25 protein-coding genes are annotated in these 18,266 nt (G+C 63.0%); 14 read left to right on the top strand and 11 right to left on the bottom strand.

Annotated features, from left to right (window positions below; genetic code table 11):
* Positions 1–42 precede the first annotated feature (42 nt).
* Genes wrbA through CVM73_RS39315 form a run of 3 tightly spaced genes read right to left on the bottom strand, consistent with a single transcriptional unit; the run spans position 43 to position 1,764 of the window.
* The gene (gene wrbA / locus CVM73_RS22855; RefSeq protein WP_100234109.1) at positions 43–642 is read right to left on the bottom strand and encodes an NAD(P)H:quinone oxidoreductase; all 600 of its coding nucleotides are present in this window, start codon (positions 640–642) and stop codon (positions 43–45) included.
* A gap of 58 nt (positions 643–700) precedes the next feature.
* Positions 701–1,399: a pirin family protein gene (locus CVM73_RS22850; RefSeq protein WP_100234108.1), complete on the bottom strand. Its 699-nt coding sequence runs from the start codon at positions 1,397–1,399 to the stop codon at positions 701–703.
* A gap of 38 nt (positions 1,400–1,437) precedes the next feature.
* Positions 1,438–1,764 (bottom strand): SDR family oxidoreductase, encoded by a 327-nt coding sequence (locus CVM73_RS39315; protein ID WP_146006647.1) that lies wholly within the window; start codon positions 1,762–1,764, stop codon positions 1,438–1,440.
* On the opposite strand from CVM73_RS39315, the gene CVM73_RS22840 reads away from it, so the two are divergent.
* A complete protein-coding gene (locus CVM73_RS22840) occupies positions 1,673–2,608 on the top strand; it encodes a LysR family transcriptional regulator (RefSeq protein WP_100234107.1) in 936 nt (311 codons plus the stop codon). The genes CVM73_RS39315 and CVM73_RS22840 overlap by 92 nt on opposite strands.
* A gap of 40 nt (positions 2,609–2,648) precedes the next feature.
* Here the strand turns inward: CVM73_RS22840 and CVM73_RS22835 are convergent, their stop codons facing one another.
* A complete protein-coding gene (locus CVM73_RS22835; protein ID WP_100234106.1) occupies positions 2,649–2,906 on the bottom strand; it encodes a hypothetical protein in 258 nt (85 codons plus the stop codon).
* 149 nt (positions 2,907–3,055) lie between these two features.
* Between CVM73_RS22835 and CVM73_RS22830 the strand changes: the two genes are divergently transcribed.
* Entirely contained in the window at positions 3,056–4,042 is a 987-nt protein-coding gene (locus CVM73_RS22830; protein WP_100234105.1) for a tripartite tricarboxylate transporter substrate binding protein, read from the top strand.
* A 95-nt stretch (positions 4,043–4,137) separates the two neighbouring features.
* Positions 4,138–4,479 (top strand): hypothetical protein, encoded by a 342-nt coding sequence (locus CVM73_RS22825; protein ID WP_100234104.1) that lies wholly within the window; start codon positions 4,138–4,140, stop codon positions 4,477–4,479.
* A 6-nt stretch (positions 4,480–4,485) separates the two neighbouring features.
* Here the strand turns inward: CVM73_RS22825 and CVM73_RS22820 are convergent, their stop codons facing one another.
* From CVM73_RS22820 to CVM73_RS22810, 3 genes are all read right to left on the bottom strand, one after another.
* Positions 4,486–4,953, bottom strand: a complete 468-nt coding sequence (locus CVM73_RS22820; protein WP_100234103.1) for a YbaK/EbsC family protein — start codon at positions 4,951–4,953, stop codon at positions 4,486–4,488.
* 27 nt (positions 4,954–4,980) lie between these two features.
* Positions 4,981–5,712: a haloacid dehalogenase type II gene (locus tag CVM73_RS22815; protein ID WP_100234102.1), complete on the bottom strand. Its 732-nt coding sequence runs from the start codon at positions 5,710–5,712 to the stop codon at positions 4,981–4,983.
* A gap of 216 nt (positions 5,713–5,928) precedes the next feature.
* Complete coding sequence (locus CVM73_RS22810; RefSeq protein WP_100234101.1) at positions 5,929–6,612, bottom strand: TetR/AcrR family transcriptional regulator; 684 nt, start codon at positions 6,610–6,612, stop codon at positions 5,929–5,931.
* A gap of 111 nt (positions 6,613–6,723) precedes the next feature.
* On the opposite strand from CVM73_RS22810, the gene CVM73_RS22805 reads away from it, so the two are divergent.
* The 3 genes from CVM73_RS22805 (at position 6,724) to CVM73_RS22790 (ending at position 9,815) form a co-directional block, all read left to right on the top strand.
* Positions 6,724–7,617, top strand: a complete 894-nt coding sequence (locus CVM73_RS22805; RefSeq protein ID WP_100234100.1) for an NAD(P)/FAD-dependent oxidoreductase — start codon at positions 6,724–6,726, stop codon at positions 7,615–7,617.
* A 299-nt stretch (positions 7,618–7,916) separates the two neighbouring features.
* Positions 7,917–8,780, top strand: coding sequence for a class I SAM-dependent methyltransferase (locus CVM73_RS22795; protein WP_100234099.1), 864 nt, complete (start codon positions 7,917–7,919; stop codon positions 8,778–8,780).
* 228 nt (positions 8,781–9,008) lie between these two features.
* Positions 9,009–9,815: an SDR family NAD(P)-dependent oxidoreductase gene (locus CVM73_RS22790; protein ID WP_245452409.1), complete on the top strand. Its 807-nt coding sequence runs from the start codon at positions 9,009–9,011 to the stop codon at positions 9,813–9,815.
* 155 nt (positions 9,816–9,970) lie between these two features.
* Here the strand turns inward: CVM73_RS22790 and CVM73_RS22785 are convergent, their stop codons facing one another.
* Positions 9,971–10,342: a winged helix-turn-helix transcriptional regulator gene (locus tag CVM73_RS22785; RefSeq protein WP_100234097.1), complete on the bottom strand. Its 372-nt coding sequence runs from the start codon at positions 10,340–10,342 to the stop codon at positions 9,971–9,973.
* Positions 10,343–10,502: 160 nt separating this feature from the next.
* Here CVM73_RS22785 and CVM73_RS22780 point away from each other — a divergent pair, with 160 nt between their 5' ends.
* From CVM73_RS22780 to CVM73_RS22765, 4 genes are all read left to right on the top strand, one after another.
* Positions 10,503–11,237 carry an SDR family NAD(P)-dependent oxidoreductase gene (locus tag CVM73_RS22780; protein WP_100234171.1) on the top strand — a complete coding sequence of 245 codons (735 nt, stop codon included), beginning with the start codon at positions 10,503–10,505 and terminating at the stop codon, positions 11,235–11,237.
* Positions 11,238–11,867: 630 nt separating this feature from the next.
* Positions 11,868–12,320 (top strand): hypothetical protein, encoded by a 453-nt coding sequence (locus CVM73_RS39310; protein ID WP_158237600.1) that lies wholly within the window; start codon positions 11,868–11,870, stop codon positions 12,318–12,320.
* Positions 12,321–12,343: 23 nt separating this feature from the next.
* Entirely contained in the window at positions 12,344–12,718 is a 375-nt protein-coding gene (locus tag CVM73_RS39785; protein WP_158237599.1) for a hypothetical protein, read from the top strand.
* 129 nt (positions 12,719–12,847) lie between these two features.
* Positions 12,848–13,747, top strand: coding sequence for a translation factor GTPase family protein (locus CVM73_RS22765; protein WP_100234094.1), 900 nt, complete (start codon positions 12,848–12,850; stop codon positions 13,745–13,747).
* Positions 13,748–13,805: 58 nt separating this feature from the next.
* Here the strand turns inward: CVM73_RS22765 and CVM73_RS22760 are convergent, their stop codons facing one another.
* Positions 13,806–14,690, bottom strand: coding sequence for an amidohydrolase family protein (locus CVM73_RS22760; protein WP_100234093.1), 885 nt, complete (start codon positions 14,688–14,690; stop codon positions 13,806–13,808).
* A 311-nt stretch (positions 14,691–15,001) separates the two neighbouring features.
* Here CVM73_RS22760 and ykgO point away from each other — a divergent pair, with 311 nt between their 5' ends.
* From ykgO to CVM73_RS22745, 3 genes are all read left to right on the top strand, one after another.
* Entirely contained in the window at positions 15,002–15,127 is a 126-nt protein-coding gene (gene ykgO / locus CVM73_RS22755) for a type B 50S ribosomal protein L36 (protein WP_006611362.1), read from the top strand.
* A gap of 107 nt (positions 15,128–15,234) precedes the next feature.
* On the top strand, positions 15,235–15,867 hold the full coding sequence (locus tag CVM73_RS22750) for a tetratricopeptide repeat protein (RefSeq protein ID WP_100234092.1): 633 nt from the start codon (positions 15,235–15,237) through the stop codon (positions 15,865–15,867).
* A gap of 124 nt (positions 15,868–15,991) precedes the next feature.
* Positions 15,992–16,252 carry a hypothetical protein gene (locus tag CVM73_RS22745; RefSeq protein WP_100234170.1) on the top strand — a complete coding sequence of 87 codons (261 nt, stop codon included), beginning with the start codon at positions 15,992–15,994 and terminating at the stop codon, positions 16,250–16,252.
* A 7-nt stretch (positions 16,253–16,259) separates the two neighbouring features.
* Here the strand turns inward: CVM73_RS22745 and CVM73_RS22740 are convergent, their stop codons facing one another.
* Complete coding sequence (locus tag CVM73_RS22740) at positions 16,260–16,442, bottom strand: hypothetical protein (RefSeq protein ID WP_100234091.1); 183 nt, start codon at positions 16,440–16,442, stop codon at positions 16,260–16,262.
* A 329-nt stretch (positions 16,443–16,771) separates the two neighbouring features.
* Between CVM73_RS22740 and CVM73_RS22735 the strand changes: the two genes are divergently transcribed.
* Positions 16,772–17,728 carry an alpha/beta fold hydrolase gene (locus CVM73_RS22735; RefSeq protein ID WP_167406996.1) on the top strand — a complete coding sequence of 319 codons (957 nt, stop codon included), beginning with the start codon at positions 16,772–16,774 and terminating at the stop codon, positions 17,726–17,728.
* A gap of 118 nt (positions 17,729–17,846) precedes the next feature.
* On the opposite strand, the gene cycA is transcribed toward CVM73_RS22735, so the two are convergent.
* On the bottom strand, positions 17,847–18,242 hold the full coding sequence (gene cycA / locus CVM73_RS22730; protein WP_100234090.1) for a cytochrome c-550 CycA: 396 nt from the start codon (positions 18,240–18,242) through the stop codon (positions 17,847–17,849).
* Positions 18,243–18,266: the final 24 nt, after the last annotated feature.

The raw sequence follows: 18,266 nt of genomic DNA, 5'->3' as shown, positions 1-18,266 counted from the left end.
TCCCGAATGAGAATGCCGCTCGTGTCGCATCAGCCGTGCAGCTTAGCCACGCAGCTTCCTGGCGGTCTCCGCGATCTGGCGGCCCTGATAGCGCGCGCCGGCGAGCTCGTTGGCGCTGGGCTGGCGGCTGCCGTCGCCGCCGGTGATCGTGGTGGCGCCGTAGGGTGCACCGCCCGTGATCTCGTCGAGCTTCATCTGGCCGCTAAAGCCGTAGTTCATGCCGACCACCACCATGCCGAAATGCAGGAGGTTGGTGATGATCGAGAACAGCGTGGTCTCCTGGCCGCCGTGCTGGGTCGCACTGGAGGTGAAGGCGCCGCCGACCTTGCCATGCAGTGCGCCCTTGGCCCAGAGCCCGCCGGCCTGATCCAAAAAGTTCGCCATCTGCGAGGCCATGCGGCCGAAGCGGGTGCCGGTGCCGACAATGATCGCGTCGTAACTGGCGAGGTCCTCGACGTTGGCGACGGGCGCGGCCTGGTCGAGCTTGTAATGGGACGCTTTCGCGACCTCGGCCGGCACCAGCTCCGGCACGCGCTTGATGTCGACGGTCGCGCCGGCCTCGCGCGCGCCTTCGGCGACGGCATTGGCCATCGCCTCGATATGGCCATAGGCGGAATAATAGAGGACGAGAACTTTGGTCACGTGTGGTCTCCGTTGGATGTGGATTTGATGGGAAAGTTGTGGTGGGGGTGAGCGGCGCTTATGCCGCGTCGACGAGCACGAGCTCGGAGTCTTCGAGAGCAGTGATCTTCAGCCGGTCCTCGTCGCGGATCGCGGCGCCGTCGCGGGCGTTGACGCGCACGCCGTTGATCTCGACGGAACCCGCCGCGGGCACGAGGTAGAGATGCCGCGATGTCTGCGGTGCGTACTCCGCGCTCTCACCGGCCCTCAGCGTGGTGGCGAGCACCCGCGCATCGGCACGGATCGGCAGCGCGTCGGTATCGCCTTCGATTCCGCTCGCGATCGTCACGAGCTTGCCGGAGCGATCCGCCTTCGGGAACGGCTTTGAGCCCCAGGTCGGTTGTCCCCCGCGCTCGGTCGGCTTGATCCAGATCTGGAAGATCCGGGTCTGGGTCGGCTCGAGATTGTACTCGGAGTGGCGGATGCCGCTGCCGGCGCTCATCACCTGCACGTCGCCCGCCTCGGTGCGTCCTTCGTTGCCGAGGCTGTCCTGATGGGTGATCGCGCCCTCGCGCACATAGGTGATGATTTCCATGTTGGCGTGGGGATGGGCGGGAAAGCCGGTGTTGGGCGCGATCTCGTCGTCGTTCCACACCCGCAAGGCGCCGTGGCCCATGTTGTTGGGGTCATAATGGCCAGCGAAAGAGAAATGATGCTTGGCCTTGAGCCAGCCGTGATCGGCGCCGCCGAGCTTTGCGAAAGGTCTGAGTTCGATCATCTGTGTAATTCCTTGACTTGAACGGGTGGAGGTTCGGATCAGGCGCCGAACCCGCCGTCGACATTGAGCACCGTGCCGGTGACGAAGGAGGCTTCCGGGCTTGCGAGGAACACGATTCCGGCGGCGACTTCCTCGGGGCGGCACTTCCTGGTCATTGGATTTCTCCATTTCCTGCATGTCTGATGGCCCTTGGATAAGCCCCCGCCTGTGGTATAGAAATAGAAACTGTTGAAACACATTGTTTCCTTAAATATCCCAGTTGGACCAAGGCCCATGGCAAAGCTCCCCGATTTCGAGGCGCTCGCGATTTTCGCAAAAGTTGTGGAATTACGGTCGTTTGCGGGGGCCGCGAGCGAGCTCGTCATGTCCAAGGCGACGGTGTCCAAGGCGGTCACGCGGCTGGAAGAGCGGCTCGGCGCGCGGCTGTTCAACCGCACCTCGCGCCGGCTCGCGCTGACCGATGCCGGCCACAAGCTGGCCGAACGCGCGACGCGCCTGCTGGCCGACGGCGAGGCGGCGGAGAACGAGGCGCTGGCGCAGTCGGTCGCGCCGCGCGGCCTGGTGCGGCTCGCGGTCCCCATGACGTTCGGCATCAAGGCGGTGGCGCCGCTGCTGCCGGAGTTCTTCGAGGCCTATCCGGAGGTCTCGGTCGATCTGCATCTGAGCGATGCGACCGTCGACCTGATCGGCGAAGGCTTTGACATGGCGGTGCGGATCGCGCGGCTGCCGGACTCATCGCTGATCGCGCGGCGGCTCTTCACCATGCCGCGCTACACAGTCGCCGCGCCGTCCTATCTCAAGCAATACGGCCGGCCGACGCATCCGATGCATCTGGCCCAGCACAAATGCTTCAGCTACGCCTATCTCTCCACGCCCAACGTCTGGCACTACACCAATTCGGCCGGCGAGCAGGCCAGCGTGCGACCAGGCGGTCAGCTTCGCGTCAACAACGGCGAAGCCGTGATGCCGGCGCTGATCGCGGGCCTCGGCATCGCCGAGTTGCCGGAATTCATCGTCGGTGAGGCGATCTCCTCAGGCCAGGTCGAAGTCATCCTGAAGGATTGGAAGCAGGCCGAAGGCGCCGTGCATCTGGTGACGCCGCCCGGCGGCCCGCGTCCCGCTCGGGTCGAGGCGCTCGGCGACTTTCTCGCCGCCAAGCTGCCGGGCACCTGCAAGCGGCGGCCGAAGAAAGGTGCGAAGGCAGGGTAACTGTCGGGTGGGCAAAGCGAAGCGTGCCCACCATCAAGCACTACGACACCTTCACGCCGTTGATCGCGACGATGCGCAAGCTCGGCTTCAGGGTCCCCTCCAGCTGCGACTTCAACTCGTGAACGCGCGGATCGCTCGAGCGCTTTGCGCAGACCGCATATTGATGGACGGATTGCGCCAGTGCGCGCCGCGCTTCCGGCGTTCGCGTCAATTCGGGCGTTGAAAGCCGCAGCACGATCGCTGCGAGATTCACCAGCATCTCGTCCAAGGCGACGTCGATGGTCCCAAGATTGCGCATCGCTTGCTCCCTGGGAGGGCAACGGCAGCTCTGGGCATGCGTTCCAGGCCGGCTCGGACATGGCTAATGCTTCGTAAACGACTTGTTCTTGCCGGTCGCCACGTTAGGCTGGCCGGTGAAACAAAGAAGATCAGGGGGGAGGCACCACCATGGATCGACGCGATCTCTTGCGCGCCGCTGCGGCATTGCCGGTGTTGCGGGCTGCTTGGCCGGACAAGGCCTTCGCGCAAACCTATCCGGTGCGCAACATCACCATGATCGTGCCGTTTCCGGCCGGCGGCCAGGCCGACCTCGCGGCGCGGCCGGTCGCGATGGCGCTGGAGCGGATCCTCGGCAAGCCGGTCATCGTCGACAACCGCGCCGGAGGCGGCGGCGGATCGGTCGGCAATGCCGCCGCGGCGCGCGCCGAGCCCGACGGCTACACGCTGCTGATGACGCTGTCCTCGCTCGCGGTGCTCCCCGAGGCCGACCGGCTGTTCGACCGTCCCGTTGCCTACGAAGTCTCGCAGTTCATGCCGATCGCGCGCGTGCTGGCAGATCCTACGCTGCTCGCGGTGCCGGCCTCGGCGCCCTGGAAGACCGCACAGGATTTCGTCGAGGATGCGAAGAGGCGGCCGGGCCAGATCACCTATGGCTCGTCCGGGCCGTACGGCACGCTGCATGTGGCGATGGAGATGTTCGCAAACAGCGCCGGCATCAAGCTGCTGCACGTGCCGTTCCGCGGTGCAGGTCCCGCGCTGACCGCGATCCTCGGCGGCACCGTGCAGGCGATCGCCGCCGCACCCGGCACTCTGAAGCCGCAGGTCGACGACGGCAAGCTGCGCGTGCTCGGCAATTGCGGCGCGCAACGCATCGCGAGCTTCCCGGATGTGCCGACCTTCCAGGAGCTCGGCTACAAGGACGTCGAGATGTACATCTGGGCCGGGCTCTTTGCGCAGAGCTCTCTTCCTGCGCCGATCGCGACCCGCCTGCGCGAGGCGATGGCGCAGGTGATGACGAGTCCTGATGTCCTCAAGGCGTTCGAGACCTCGGGCAGTCTCGTCGCCTATCAGGACGCGCCGGCCTTCGCGCAATTCATCGCGGCCGACAGCGCGCGTCTGATCGCGGCGGTGAAAAAGATCGGCAAGGTGGAGTAGGTTCCAGCCGCTTCTTCACATTTTTTTGTTGGTCCAGAACCTGCCCGCGTCTCATTGATTGGTGAGAATTCGAGGGAATCGAGAAGGATCGGGACATGCGAACAGAGCGGATTGCGCTGGGTGTGGCGCTCGCGGTCGGGGGCATCGTCGCGCAGAGCGCTGCGTCCGCGCAGGAATATCGCGGCACGATGGAACAGCAGATGGCCTGCACACCGGACGTGTGGCGGTTGTGCAGCGACCAGATTCCGGATGTGAACCGCATCGTGGCGTGCCTGCAGCAGAACACGCCACAGCTTTCCAGCGGCTGCCGTGCCGTGTTCCAATCCAACAACCAGGCTCAGTCGCAGCAGCAGGTTCCTCGCAATCGTGTCGCGCCGCCGCCGCGCTACAATGCTCCGCCGCCTGCACCGCGGCCGCGTTATGACGAGGACGATTAGAATTGGCTAGGGGTGGTGCTCGCAGACATCGACCCATTCAGCCGCGGTCAGCGCGGCCATACGATCTGGCGTGATGCGCACCGCGCTGTGGGTCGAGCCCGCAGCTGGCACCACCACGTCGAACGCCTTCAGTGACACGTCGCAATAGACCGGCAGCGGCGACTTCAGGCCGAACGGGCAGACGCCGCCGACCTCGTGTCCGGTGATGTCGGCGACCTCCTCCAGCCCCAGCATCTTCGGCTTGCCGCCGAACTGCGCCTTCACCTTCTTGTTGTCCATGCGCGAGGTGCCCGCGGCGATGATCAGGATCACGCGCTCGCCGATCCGCAACGACAGCGTCTTGGCGATCCGCCCCGGCTCGACGCCATAGGCTTCGGCCGCCAGCGTCACGGTCGCGGAGCTGATCGGGGATTCGATGACTGAGATGTCGGGGGCTTTCTCGGCGAAGAAGGCGCGAACGGATTCCAGGCTCATTCCAGTCTCACGGGCGGGCGGCGATGCCTAAGCAATCATTGGCAGCTCGGACAGCGCACGGACGCGGTGATCCGGCGCAAAGCCAAGCTCGTCCATCTGGGTACGGATCGCCTTGAACATGGTGAGCGGTGCCACGAGTTCGTTCTCGACGCAAGCCAGCGCCATGGCTTCCGGCGTCACCCGCTCGATCCAGGCAACCTTCAATCCGAACGATTTCGCTCCGGCGGCGTCCCAGGGATTGGAGGAGACAAACAGGACCTCGTTCGGCTCCGTGCCGAGAACTTCGCGGATCAGCTCGTATACTTGCGGGCTCGGCTTGAAGATCTTCTTCGCGTCGACGCTGATGGTGGCATCGAGCAGGCCGTCGAGGCCCGAATTGCGCACGAGCGCGTTGAGCATGTCCGGGCTGCCGTTGGAGAGGATGGCGAGCTTGCGCGGCCTCAGGGCCGCAAGCGTTGCGGTCGCATCCGGATAGAGATCGAGATGCAGATATTTCTCGATCACGCGCTCGAACGCCTCGCTTTCATAGGCAAGACCGAGCACACGCAGCGTATAGGCGAGCGAATCGCGCGTGACGACGGCAAAATCCTGGTAGCGCCGCATCAGCGAGCGCAGCCAGGTGTATTCGAGCTGCTTGATGCGCCAGACCTGCGTGATGATCTCGCCATAGCCCGGAAACGCATCCTCGGTGATGTCAGCGACCGACTGGATGTCGTAGAGCGTTCCGTAGGCGTCGAAGACGACGGCTTTGAGGGTCATTGGCTGTCCTTCCGGGCCGTTGTGGTCACAAGAACCCCGTTTGGGGGAGTGCGCACAATCGTCAGCTTACCAGAGCAAAGCGGACGTCTGCCACTGCAAGTGTGATCGGCGGCTTGTGACCCGGAGCGGACGTTAGTCGGACCGTGCGGCCGACTCGTCAATTTTCATGATCGGCTGGCCTGCCTTGACCTGCTGGCCAACTCGGTCACGCACGATTCAAATTTTGTCTTTTGACCTTGAGGCAGGCAAATATCCGCCCACGTGGTCGTTGCCACCGTGCGCGGCGATGAACATGGCGACGGCCGACCGGCAATAGGATTCGATTTCCCTGTCGTCCTCTGCTCTCGCCTGATCGAAGCGTGCGATCATCAGGAGATCGGATCCCTTGAAAAGCGCGGCAAACAAGCGGGCGGACCGGAGAGGATCGGGCACGTTCAGAACCGCCTTCGCGTGCAACTGACGCAACAGGGCCTCGATTTGGGCGATGACATAGGCGGGGCCGGCTTCGAAATGGAGCTTGCTTAACGAGTTTTGACTCGTCTTGTCGGCCATGACCATGGCTTCGACACTGCGGACGTCTGATCTCAACAGCGTGCGAAGCAGTAATGATCCCACCGCCATGAGCTGATCTTCGACCGAACCGTCGACGCCTTCAAGAAGGGCCTGGGGTGCAAACAACTGATGGCAGCCGGCCGCCATGGCCGCGCTGAACAGCGCCTCCTTGTTCTCGAAGTGCCGATAGATGCTGAGCTTGGATATCTTCGCCCGCTGGGCGACCTTGTCCAATGTCGTCGCTTGAAAACCCAATTCCACAAAGAGTTCGCGCGCGGCGTCGACGATCGTTTGGCCAAGCGCCTCGTTGGCGGGCCGGCCGCGCCGGCCCCGGCTGTTTTCGGTCACGATAATTCCAGTACTTGACAGTATTCTAATTCTTGAATTATGATACCATGAAGTATCTGAAATGTGCAAGCCGGGTAGGTTGCAACCTGTCCTCCAACGGAGCCCATCACCATGGATGACGTCATCATCATTGGCGGCAGCTTTGCCGGTCTCGCCGGCGCCCTGCAGCTCGGCCGTGCCCGCCGCAAGGTCACCGTTCTCGATACCGGTCTGCCGCGCAACCGCTTCGCCGGCCACTCGCATGGACTGCTCGGCCACGATCACAAGCCGCCGCTGGACATCCTGGCCGAGGCGCGACGGCAGTTGGCGCGTTATCCCGCGATCAAGCTGGTCAGTGCCCGGGCCGACAGCGTCTCCGGCGCCATCGACGATTTCAACGTCCTCACTTCCGATGGCGAAAGCCTTCGGGCGCGTCGTGTGATCCTGAGCTACGGCGTCGCCGACCAGATGCCTGATGTTCCGGGCTACGCCGAAAGCTGGGGCACGTCCATCGTGCCGTGCCCGTATTGCGACGGCTTTGAAGTCGCCGGCCAGCATTGGGGCCTCGTCTGGTCCAGCCCGCAGTCGCACAATCAGGTCAGGCTGTTCCACGATTGGACCGACAAGTTGACGCTCTTCGCCGATGGTCACGACATTCCGCCCGATATCCAGGCCGATCTGGCGCGCCGCAACATACCTGTCGTCGATGGCCGGATCGTCGAGATCGCCCATCACAAGGGCCATATCGCCACCGTCAATCTCGATACCGGCCGCAAAGTCGCAGTCGACATCCTGTTCGCCAATCCGCGCAACAAGCCGTCCGCAAGCCTGCACGAATCACTGGGCCTTGCCACCGTGGCTACGCCCGTCGGTATCACCCTCAAGGTCGACGAGCGCCGCCAAACCAGCATGCCCGGCATCTACGCCGCCGGCGACCTCACCACGCCCTTCTTGCCCTCGGTCACCCAGGCATCATCGCAGGGCGCGATGGCGGGTATCTTCGCCCAGCAGTCGATGCTGGTTTGAGAGCACAGATTCCCTTCTCCGGTTGCCGCGGGCGCGGTTGTCCTTCGAAGTCGGGCGCTAAAGCATGATCCGGAAAAGTGCGCAGCGGTTTTCCGAAAAGATCATGCTCAAACAATAACCTGAAGCGCGATGGCGATTCATCCTAATCGCATCGCGCTTTAGGCGGCACCGATCTCGACGCATGAGACGATCACACGCAGGTCTGGCGCCTTATCGCTGGTGAAGGCGGGATCGCTGGAGACGAAGCGCGCTTGGCATCGGACAGCTTAGTTATGAACGAATCAAAACAAGGATATGTCATGGCACAGCACAGTGCCCATCAGGTCGCCGACTGGAATGGCCAAAGCGGGGAGCGCTGGGTCGCCCACCAGGCCCGGCTCGACGCCATAGCGGCGGTGTTCGGCCAGGCCGCGATCGAAGCCGCCGCGCCCGCGGCGGGCGAGCGCGTGCTGGACGTCGGCTGCGGCGCGGGCGCCTCGAGTCTGGCTTTGGCCGCCCGCGTCGGCGCGGGGGGCCAAGTGCTGGGCGTGGACATATCCGAACCGCTGATCGCCCGAGCGCGCGCGCTTGCGCCACAGGATACGCCGGCCCTGTTCCGGGTGGCCGACGCCAGCAGCGCCGAGCTGCCCGAGGGGGCGTTCGACATCCTGTTCTCGCGTTTCGGGGTGATGTTCTTCGACGATCCGACAGGGGCGTTCGCCCATATGCGCCGCGCGCTCAAGCCGGGCGGGCGGGTCGTTTTCGTCTGCTGGCGTGACGCGGCCGAGAACGATTGGGTACGCCTGCCGATGGGCGCGATCAAAGGCATCGTCCCGCCGACGGCGCTGCCCGATCCCGAGGCGCCCGGTCCATTCTCGTTCGGCGACCCGGGGCGGGTGGGTCGGATCCTGACGGCGGCCGGCTTCACCGATATTGCTATCGCGCCCTTCGATGCTTCCGTCCCGCTTGGCGAGGGCGCGACGCGGGACGCGGCGATCGACGACGCGGTGAAGATGACGTTCGAGGTCGGCCCGCTGTCGCGCGTGCTCGCTGATCAGCCCGACGACATCCGCGCCCGCGCCTCGGCCGCGGTTCGTGCCGCCTTCGCGGGCCGCCCCGGCGAGCGGTCGGTGATGATCGACAGCGCGACGTGGATCGTCACGGCGCGCAATCCGGCATGCTGATAGCGATTAGCAGGGGAGACGCCCGGCTCGGTGGAGGGGGCGTCTTTGGCCGATCAGCGGGACCAGAGATGAGGGCGTATTCGCCGGCGAAGCACTCGCGCGGGAATGCCAGCGCTCTATTCCGGCGTTGGACGGACAAGCAGGCCGACACGAGCGCCGGACATCGGTGACGAAAGCCTTTGGGCTGTCCTGCTTTGCCAATTCACCAAATAGATGACGGAGAGAATGATGTCGAAAGCCCTCGAAGGAGTGAAAAGCTTTGCCGGCAAGCGGGCTCTGATCACAGGGGCGTCGAGCGGCCTAGGCCTTGAATTTGCAGACCTGCTGGCGGCGCAGAAGGTCAATCTCGTGCTGGCGGCGCGTAGGCTGGAGCCGATGGAAAAACTCGCCGCCGATCTTCGCCGCAAATACAGGGTGGATGTCTTGGTCGAGGCGATCGATCTTGCCTCGCCCGGCGCGGCCGACCGCCTGAAACGCAGTCTCGACGCGAAGTCTGCGCCGATCGATATCTTGGTGAATAATGCCGGATACGGCTTGCACGGTGACTTTCTGGAAACCGCGATCGAGCGCACCGTAGATATGATCCAGCTCAACATCACGGCGCTCACGGAGCTGACCTACCTGTTCGGCCGTGACATGGCCGCGCGGCGATCTGGACACATCCTTCTCGTCGCCAGCCTCCTGGGCTTCCAGGCCGTTCCCAGCTACGCGGCCTATGCGGCGACCAAGGCTTATGTGCTCGCTTTCGGCGAGGCGCTGCATGACGAACTTCGCCCGCATGGCGTCGTCGTGACCAGCCTCTGTCCCGGGCATACCGCGACTGGTTTCGACGCGGCGGCCGGCGCCACTGCCTCGTCCTTGCTGCGTCTTCTCACGATGAAGCCGCGTCCGGTCGCCGCGAGCGGTATCGCGGCGCTCTCAAAAGGAAGGGCGACGGTGGTGGCGGGTCTGGCGAACAAGATGGTCGCCCTCTCGAACCGCCTGACACCTCGGTCAATGCAAAGAGCCACGATGAGAAAAATCATTGGGCCGTAGAGGTGAGAATACCCATGGTATTCGATGCGCCAGAAAGCGGCCTAGATCGGTAAGCCCAGTCTGGTCTGGAATTGGCCCACGCCGGACTCAGGGCGAGTGGCGCCAACGCGCTGCAATCAGGGGCGGAGCAGACCTCGGACAAGGAGCAGCGCGAGCTAGACGGTCGGCGGGTGTCCTCGCCGCGTCCAACCCTCCCGCTCGGCGAAGACCCGGCTGACCTCTGCCATGTGCTCCGTGCCCCATGTGCAGAGCGGCACGAGCGCCTCGGCGAGGCTGCGGCCCAAAGGCGTGAGGCTATAGTCCACCCGCGGCGGCACCTCCTTGTAGTCGGTCCGCTTCACGAGACCGTCGGCCTCCAGCTCCTTGAGCTGCTGGATCAGCACCTTGTCACTGACATCGCGCACGGATCGTCGGAGCTCGCCATAGCGGGTCGGGCCGTCCTGGGCGACGAAGTAGAGGATCAGCGGCTTCCACTTGCCGGCGACGACCCGCAGGGTCGCATCCAGGCCGCAGGTGAAGCCGGGCAAATTTGGCGTGCAGCGCTGGACGTCTGCTTGAACCGGCGCCGGCGGGGAGATGGGGTCTGAACGATCTGACGACATTTTTTGGGTACTTACCAAAAGGTGCATACTTGTCGATAGGTGGGTAGGCCGCCAGCTCAGTGCAACCTCAATGAAGGAGCACATCATGAGCAGACTACAAGGCAAGACGGCGGTGGTGACGGGCGGTGGAACTGGCATCGGGTTTGGAGCGGCAAAACGGTTCGTCGACGAAGGCGCGTTCGTCTATCTGTTCGGGCGGCGGCAGGAGCCGCTCGATGCCGCCGTTGCGCAGCTGGGGTCCTCGGCGCGCGCAGTCAGGGGATCGGTCACCGATTTGTCCGACCTCGACCGACTGTATGCGACGGTGAAAGCCGAACGCGGCAACGTCGACGTCCTGTTCGCCAATGCCGGGACCGGGGCATTTGCGCCGCTCGGCCAGATCACGGTCGAGCACTACGATCAGATCTTCGACGTCAATGTGAAGGGATTGGTATTCACCGTGCAGAAGGCCCTGCCGCTGATGCGGAAGGGATCGTCGATCATCCTGACCGGCTCGAGCACGGGCGTGATGGGGACGCCGCAATTCAGCATCTACAGCGCGACCAAGGCCGCGATCCGCAATCTGGCGCGGAGCTGGGCGCTGGACCTGCGCGGCACGGGCATCCGCGTCAATGTGCTGTCGCCGGGCCCGACCAAGACGGAATTGGCGCTGGAAGTCGTGGGCGAGGAAGCATTCGACGCACTCGGCAGCGCCACGCCCATCGGGCGCGTGGGCGACCCCAGCGAGACCGGGGCGGTGGCCGCGTTCCTGGCGTCCTCGGACAGCAGCTACATGACCGGCGGCGAGGTCTTCGTCGACGGCGGCTTGGCACAGGTCTGAGGCCTTGAATCGAGAGGGCTTCGATCATGCGACCGAAGCCCTCGAAGCACTGCGGCTTGCTTGAGCTTTGCGGAACCGCCTTCAAGAAGTCGTCATCCTCCCGTGCTCAGAGGCATCTCACTTCAAGCTTCGATCAGTGCGACAAGTTGTCCTTGCCCCTTGTGGTGTTCCTGCAGAAGATTTTCAGGAGGCGCATGCGCCGCGTACGGATCGGGCGAGGGATTTCGTCGGCCAGAGCATTCGCAAGTCCAAAGCTCGTTTGCAGCTCGCGCGTCAACACAATTCGCGCACAACGTTAAAATTGCAATCATACAATCTTTGCTTGACGGTGCGCGATCGGTCTTGTCTATTGATTCCTGTTGCGCGACGACATCGCGAGTAGCATTCGACGCGCACCTCACGAGCGGGTTCTTTATGGCAAATGGTTGCCGAATAGGCTTGAGATCGGCTGCACACAGTACATGGCGACATCGGGCCTGCGCGTTCTTCGCTCTGTTTTTCCTCGCATCTGTCACCGAAGCGAAATCTTGCGGACAGGCGTGTCGCGCGGCGGCGATAGCGTGCTTGGGGCCGTGCTGTGACCGAGATCCGTCAAGCTCCGACATTCCGCATCAGGAAGGCTTGCTTCAGATGGTGGCAAACTCCCAGCCTCCTCTCGCATATTTTCTCGACGCGCTGCCGACCGATTTCGACCCGGCACATATCCCAAATGGCGTGCAAGAAACTGCCATCGTCAGAGTGCGTCCGCTCGCCAGTCCGGTCTGGTTGGGAGGACGGGATCAGTCAGGGATTCCACCGAAGCAGCACTCTCGCGACAAGAGCTTTGTCCGGTTGCAGGTACTGGAGGTGCGAAGCGGCAACGCATCCGTCGGCAAGACGTATGACGTCTACTTTGGCGAATGGGACCGCGAGATGATCTATCCACTCACGCCGGACCAGCTCGCGCGCGACTACATCGCCGCCATGTATTTCGATCCGGCTGATGGAAAACACCGGCTCGTCGGATTTCCAGTCAACGGTGAGACATATCGGGACTGGATGGCCAAGCGATCGGAATACTGGCGCTCGGAGCTCAAGAAATAAGATCAACTAAGGGGGGATTTGCCATGGCTTGGTCTGACGTCAAGATCAGGATAAAATTCTATGGCCCGGACGCAGACGATCTGGGCAATGCGACGGGTTTGGACGGTATGCCCGCAACCGTCAACGGCATCGAGCCCTACGGCCTAGCGTTCTCGACGTCTGTCGAAGACGGAGCCAACGTCCCCACGGAAAAAGCCGACATCCTCACTGCGCTGCAGGATCTTTACGACAAATCCGCGACGGCCCGAGCGATGCTGGATGCCGCCACAGCCGGCGAAGACATCTGGCTGATGAAGAGCCTGACTGGCTCTTCGTCGAAACCAGGGACGGGCACTGGTTGGAGACGCGTCATGGCCGGGCTTGTCCCGGCCATCCACGCCTTTCCACGCAGCATATAGAATGTGGATGCCCGGGCCTTCGCCTCGCCGAAGCAGCAGCTTCGGCCGCGCGGGCGGGACAAGCCCGGGCATGACGACCTCTATGATAGAGTAGAAAGCGACTCCGGAGCGCAGGTTTGAGACCCATCAATGCAGGATGATGTCATCAGGCAACCATTGCTGGTCGAGGTCGCCATCGAGGCGGCATCTCGGGCGGAGCATGAGAAGCTCGTGACGGCGCTCGCTAGGCTCGCCGCCGAGGATCACTCGTTCATGGTGTCGCTCGATCCCACGTCGGGTCAGATTGTGCTGAAGGGCGTGAGTGAAAGTCATCTCGCAGGCAAGGTCGATGTGCTCAATCGGGCCGATCGGATTGCTGTCAATGTGGGCGCAATGCAGGTCGCATTTCTGGAGCGTCCAACCACACGGGCAGAGGTGGCTTACACGCACAAGAAGATCTACGGCGCGAAAGGCGACTTTGCCGCCGTCAAGCTCGCTGTTGGACCCATCGATTCCGGGAAGGGCTTTCACTTCGAGTCAAAGATCGACGAGAGCGTGCTACCGAGGGAGTATCTCCCTGGCGTCGAAAAAGGTCTGAAGGACGTCCTCGCTTGCGGCGTCGTTGCGGGCTTTCCAGTGATCGATGTCGGGGTCGAACTGATCGATGCCAAGTATCACGATGTCGACTCATCGGTACTTGCCTTCGAGGTCGCTACGAGAACAGCCTTTCGCGAGGCCCTGAACATGGCAAAGCCGGTTCTGCTCGAACCGATCATGAAGGTCGAGGTGGTGACACCGGCAGCCTTTGCAGAAGCCATCGCCCACGATTTGCGATTGCGGCGTGGGCAGGTTGGCGTCACGAACGTCCAAGACGACACTGTCGCGATCGACGCGATCCTGCCGCTCATGACCATGCTTGGCTATACGAACAGTCTAGGCTTGATGAGCCAGGGGCAGGCGACCTACACGATGCGCTTCGATCATTACGCTGCAATTCCATCGCCCACCGGCGATCCGCCTTTTCGTCCAGCGATCGGGATTCGCGCTTGAGACTCGCAATGACCGCGGCGGAGTCGCTGCAAGCGGCTCCGCCGATCAATAAGAACGCCTAGATCCCCAGCAGCTTGCGCGCGTTCGCCTTCAGCACCTTCGGCCGGATCTCGTCGCGGATCTCGATCTTGGCGAAATCCGACAGCCAGCGGTCCGGCGTGATCACCGGCCAGTCCGAGCCGAACAGCATCTTGTCCTGCAGAATCGAGTTGATGTAGCGCACCAGGATCGGCGGGAAATACTTCGGCGACCAGCCCGACAGGTCGATATAGACGTTCGGCTTGTGGGTCGCGACCGAGAGCGCCTCTTCCTGCCAGGGGAAGGAGGGATGCGCGAGGATGATCTTGAGGTCGGGGAAATCGGCCGCGACGTCATCCATGTACATCGGATTGGAATATTTCAGCCGCATCCCCATGCCGCCGGGCATACCGGAGCCGACGCCGGTCTGGCCGGTGTGGAACAGCGCGATCGCGCCGCCATTGTTGATCTCTTCGTAGAGCGGATAGGCCATGCGGTCGTTGGCGTAGAAGCCCTGCATGGTCGGGTGGAATTTGAAGCCGCGCACGCCGTATTCCTCGATCAGCTTGCGTGCTTCGCGCGCGCCCAGCTTGCCCTTGTGCGGATCGATCGAGACGAACGGGATGAGGACGTCGAGATGCTCGGAGGCAACCTCCAGCATCTCGTAATTGTTGTAGCGGCGGAAGCCGGTCTCGCGCTCGGCGTCGACCGGGAAGATCACCGCGGCGATGTTCTTGGAGCGGTAATAGGCCGCGGTCTCCGGCACCGTCGGCGGATGCTTGTTCGGCGACTTGAAGTATTCCGCCATCTGCGCCTGGAAGTCGTCATAGCCGTCGTCGGGATGGCAGCCGCAGGGCTCCTCGGCATGGGTGTGGATGTCGATGGCGACGACATCGTCGATATTGGGCAGCTTCAGCTTCGGCATGGGTGTCCTCCCGACAGGTTGCCGAATTGATTATATGATATAACGAATTTGGCAAGGCGCGTTGGAGGCCCTTGAAGTCGTTGCGAGAAAATCGGGCCGATCCGGCCGCTTCTACTGTGCATGGGGTTGTTTTCACGATTTTGCCGGTTCGGAACCGGGCAGTTAACATTGACATCACCTCCACCCATGCCTTAAGAACCGCCCCGTCCCGGGCGGTCGGTCCGCTGGCGGGAAAAATCTCATTTTGCCACATTCGCGCGTGCCGAAACGGTAGTGCCGAACACGGCCTTTCGAACGTTCAGGATTCTGCCATGAAGGTCCGTAACTCGCTGAAATCGCTGCGCGGTCGCCATCGCGCCAACCGCCTGGTCCGCCGCAAGGGCCGGGTCTATGTGATCAACAAGGTGCAGCGCCGCTTCAAGGCTCGCCAGGGCTGATCTCGCCCTGCCGGGCGCCCTCGCGCGCCCCGCAAGACCACGGTCTCACACGAGTTTGACGCCGCCTTTGCTTTGCAAGGGCGGCTTTGCGCGTTTAGACTTTCACCATGGCAGTCAGATTCCACCTCGCGCGTACCTTGTGTCTGGCCCTTGTGCTGGGAACCGCCGGCTTGGCTCCGGCCTTGGCCCAGCAGGTCGAGCCACCCGGCAAGCAGAAGAAGCTGCCGGAAGCGCCGGCCAAGCTGCCCAAGGTCGATCGCAGCAAGAATCTCGATTTCCTGTTCGGCGCGCTGAAGGCGGCGCCCGACGAGACCAGCGCCAAGCATGTCGAGGCGCGGATCTGGGCGATCTGGCTCCAGACCCCGAGCGACACCGCCGCGCTTCTGATGTCACGCGCCAAGACCGCGGTCGACGCGAAGAAGATCGACGTCGCGATCAAGCTCCTGGATTCGATCATCAAGCTCAGGCCCGATTACATCGAGGCCTGGAACCGGCGTGCGACGCTCTACTACATGCAGAACGACTATGGCCGATCGCTCGCGGACATCCAGCAAGTGCTGATCCGCGAGCCGCGCCATTTCGGCGCGCTCGCCGGCCTCGGCATGATCATGCAGGAGGTCGGGGACGAGAAGCGCGCGCTCGACGCCTATCGCAAGGCGCTCGCCGTCAATCCGCACCTCGAAAAGATCCCCGATCAGGTCAAGGCGCTGACCGAGAAGGTCGAAGGTCGCGACATCTAGCTATAACTCGATCATTTCTTGAGTGGTTGCGGCGTGCCCGGATTAACCACGATCCGAAGCGTTGCACCGCGAGGACTATTGCGGGGCCTGTTGCAGGCCTACCTGCATGGCAGGAGCGAAAGCCATGAAGCGTTTGGTGGTCGCAGCTGTCTTGCTGCTCGCGTCGGGGACGGTGAGCTTCGCCGACGGATCGTTCTGGGTGGTCGGCAACCGCGCCACCGGAAAATGCAATATCGTGACCAGCAATCCGGTCATCATCGGCGACATCTGGTTCGGCGACGGTCCCTACAAGTCCAGGGCCGATGCCAAGCTTGCCCGTTCGACGATCCGCGCCTGTCCCGTAATCACGCCCGAGGAGGAAAAGGAGGAGGACGGTACGAACTAGCCGCGCGTCAATGCAGGACGCTGCTACCGCGCTCGACGAGGCTGCGGTCGGCGGCTGCGGCGTAAGCCTTTGCAAGCTCGGCCTCGAGATGTTCGTTGATCAGGAGCAGCGCCCGCACGGCACCGCGCAGGTCGCCGTTGCAGCTCGCGACGATTTCGTCGATCGCAGTGTCGTTCGATCTGAAGCTCATTGAAAATTCTCCGGTTCAAACCAGGACAAATCCTGCCGGTCTTTCCCGCATCGCCCGACGTTGCGAGAGGATCGGCGCCCACCCGCGCCTAGATGGCGGAACCGACCATGGCGATTATATGGAAGCCGCGATGACGCCTGCATGAAGCTGTGCCGGGGCTTGCGTCCTCTCTCGGATTATTATTGATTCCATTGAGCTTTTTTGTTCTGAAATTATGCACATATCCACAGCCCCCGGCATTTTCGGTGGAAGCGCGGAAAGCCGGCGGCGAAACTGCCGCCGATCAGACCCGTAACTGCCCAGTGCCCAGGATCACCCGGATTCTCTCCATGATCGTGATGTCAGTCGTGACGGCGCTGGTTCTACTGGTGCTGGTCACGCAGGTGGGAATCGTCGCCGTGCAACGCGCCTTTCCGCCGCAGGGCCGGATGATCGAGGTCGATGGCGCGACGCTTCATGTCGTCGATATCGGCCCTCGCCATTCCGGTCCTCCGATCGTGATGCTGCACGGCGCGAGCTCCAATCTCGAAGCGATGCGACGGCCACTCGGTGACATCCTCGCCGGGGATCGTCGCGTGATTCTGATCGACCGCCCCGGCCACGGCTGGAGCACGCGCGGTCGGCGGCAGGATTCGACGCCGCAGATCCAGGCGCGGATGATCGATGAGGCGCTTCATGAGCTCGGGATCGATCGCGCGGTCTTCGTGGTGCATTCCTGGAGCGGCGCCCTCGGTGCGCGGATCGCGCTCGATCACCCGCACCGCGTTGCCGGTCTCGTGATGCTCGCCCCCGTCACTCATCCCTGGCGCGGCGGTGTCGGCCGTTACAACGAGATCATCGCAACGCCCGTGATCGGTCCGCTGCTCGCCTACACGATCACGCTGCCGCTCGGCTATGTCCTGGCTGAATCCGGCGCGCGCAACGTCTTCCTGCCGCAAGTCATGCCGGACGGCTTCGTCAAGCACTCCGCGACGCCGCTATTGCTGCGTCCCCGCGAGTTCATCGCCAATGCCTATGATCTGGTGACGCTGAAGGAATCCGTCGCCGCGCAAGTTGCGCGCTATGGCGAGATAAAGGCGCCGGTCACGATCGTCGCCGGCGAGCCCGACAAGACGGTGAAAACCAGCATCCACGCGCGCCCGTTCGCCGCGGCGGTGCCGAATGCAAAGCTGATCGTGCTGCCCGATCTCGGCCACATGGTGCAGAACGCGGTGCCGGATCTCGTGAAGGCGGAGATCGAGACGATGATCGGCAAGATCATCCCGGCGCAGGCGGCCGCCGATTAGAGCGTTTTCGAGCGAAGTGGATGCCGGTTCGCGTGAAGAAAACGCGTCAAAGCAAAGAGCGACAGCTTCGGTTCTGATTCAATCAGAACCGAAGCTCTAGCGGTCGCCGTTTGCGCGCTTACTGCTTGATCTTCCCGTCCTTGTCGAACTGGGAGACGTAGGACCAGAGATTGTTGATCTCGGTCTCGTTCTTGATGCCGGCGAACGCCATCTTGGTGCCGGGGATCTTGGCCTTGGGGTCCTTGATGTATTCCTTGAACACGGCCTCGTCCCAGGTGATGCCGGAATTCTTGTTCGCGTCCGAGTAGCTATAGCCCTCAACCGTGCCCGACTTGCGGCCGTTGAGGCCGTTGAGCTCGGGGCCGACCTTGTTCTTGGCGCCTTCGCCGATCGCGTGGCAGGCCAGGCACTTGTTGAACGATGTCTTGCCGGCCGCGACATCCTGCGCCATCGCGGCGGGTGCGGTGGCAATCATGGTGAGGATCGTCAGTGCGCCAAAAGTCAGTTTTGTCATCGGGTGCTCTTCGTCTCTTCCCTG

Origin of the sequence: Bradyrhizobium forestalis (assembly GCF_002795245.1) — a bacterium.
Taxonomy (GTDB): domain Bacteria; phylum Pseudomonadota; class Alphaproteobacteria; order Rhizobiales; family Xanthobacteraceae; genus Bradyrhizobium; species Bradyrhizobium forestalis.
This window is presented reverse-complemented; position numbering and strand designations above follow the sequence as displayed.

Excerpts from the sequence above, each read along its gene's own strand:
- CVM73_RS22850 (WP_100234108.1), bottom strand. The coding sequence starts at position 1,399 with ATGATCGAACTCAGACCTTTCGCAAAGCTCGGCGGCGCCGATCACGGC.
- CVM73_RS22840 (WP_100234107.1), top strand. The coding sequence starts at position 1,673 with ATGGCAAAGCTCCCCGATTTCGAGGCGCTCGCGATTTTCGCAAAAGTT.
- CVM73_RS39315 (WP_146006647.1), bottom strand. The coding sequence starts at position 1,764 with ATGACGAGCTCGCTCGCGGCCCCCGCAAACGACCGTAATTCCACAACT.
- CVM73_RS22835 (WP_100234106.1), bottom strand. The coding sequence starts at position 2,906 with ATGCGCAATCTTGGGACCATCGACGTCGCCTTGGACGAGATGCTGGTG.
- CVM73_RS22830 (WP_100234105.1), top strand. The coding sequence starts at position 3,056 with ATGGATCGACGCGATCTCTTGCGCGCCGCTGCGGCATTGCCGGTGTTG.
- CVM73_RS22825 (WP_100234104.1), top strand. The coding sequence starts at position 4,138 with ATGCGAACAGAGCGGATTGCGCTGGGTGTGGCGCTCGCGGTCGGGGGC.
- CVM73_RS22820 (WP_100234103.1), bottom strand. The coding sequence starts at position 4,953 with ATGAGCCTGGAATCCGTTCGCGCCTTCTTCGCCGAGAAAGCCCCCGAC.
- CVM73_RS22815 (WP_100234102.1), bottom strand. The coding sequence starts at position 5,712 with ATGACCCTCAAAGCCGTCGTCTTCGACGCCTACGGAACGCTCTACGAC.
- CVM73_RS22805 (WP_100234100.1), top strand. The coding sequence starts at position 6,724 with ATGGATGACGTCATCATCATTGGCGGCAGCTTTGCCGGTCTCGCCGGC.
- CVM73_RS22795 (WP_100234099.1), top strand. The coding sequence starts at position 7,917 with ATGGCACAGCACAGTGCCCATCAGGTCGCCGACTGGAATGGCCAAAGC.
- CVM73_RS22790 (WP_245452409.1), top strand. The coding sequence starts at position 9,009 with ATGTCGAAAGCCCTCGAAGGAGTGAAAAGCTTTGCCGGCAAGCGGGCT.
- CVM73_RS22780 (WP_100234171.1), top strand. The coding sequence starts at position 10,503 with ATGAGCAGACTACAAGGCAAGACGGCGGTGGTGACGGGCGGTGGAACT.
- CVM73_RS39310 (WP_158237600.1), top strand. The coding sequence starts at position 11,868 with ATGGTGGCAAACTCCCAGCCTCCTCTCGCATATTTTCTCGACGCGCTG.
- CVM73_RS39785 (WP_158237599.1), top strand. The coding sequence starts at position 12,344 with ATGGCTTGGTCTGACGTCAAGATCAGGATAAAATTCTATGGCCCGGAC.
- CVM73_RS22765 (WP_100234094.1), top strand. The coding sequence starts at position 12,848 with ATGCAGGATGATGTCATCAGGCAACCATTGCTGGTCGAGGTCGCCATC.
- CVM73_RS22760 (WP_100234093.1), bottom strand. The coding sequence starts at position 14,690 with ATGCCGAAGCTGAAGCTGCCCAATATCGACGATGTCGTCGCCATCGAC.
- ykgO (WP_006611362.1), top strand. The coding sequence starts at position 15,002 with ATGAAGGTCCGTAACTCGCTGAAATCGCTGCGCGGTCGCCATCGCGCC.
- CVM73_RS22750 (WP_100234092.1), top strand. The coding sequence starts at position 15,235 with ATGGCAGTCAGATTCCACCTCGCGCGTACCTTGTGTCTGGCCCTTGTG.
- CVM73_RS22745 (WP_100234170.1), top strand. The coding sequence starts at position 15,992 with ATGAAGCGTTTGGTGGTCGCAGCTGTCTTGCTGCTCGCGTCGGGGACG.
- CVM73_RS22740 (WP_100234091.1), bottom strand. The coding sequence starts at position 16,442 with ATGAGCTTCAGATCGAACGACACTGCGATCGACGAAATCGTCGCGAGC.
- CVM73_RS22735 (WP_167406996.1), top strand. The coding sequence starts at position 16,772 with ATGATCGTGATGTCAGTCGTGACGGCGCTGGTTCTACTGGTGCTGGTC.
- cycA (WP_100234090.1), bottom strand. The coding sequence starts at position 18,242 with ATGACAAAACTGACTTTTGGCGCACTGACGATCCTCACCATGATTGCC.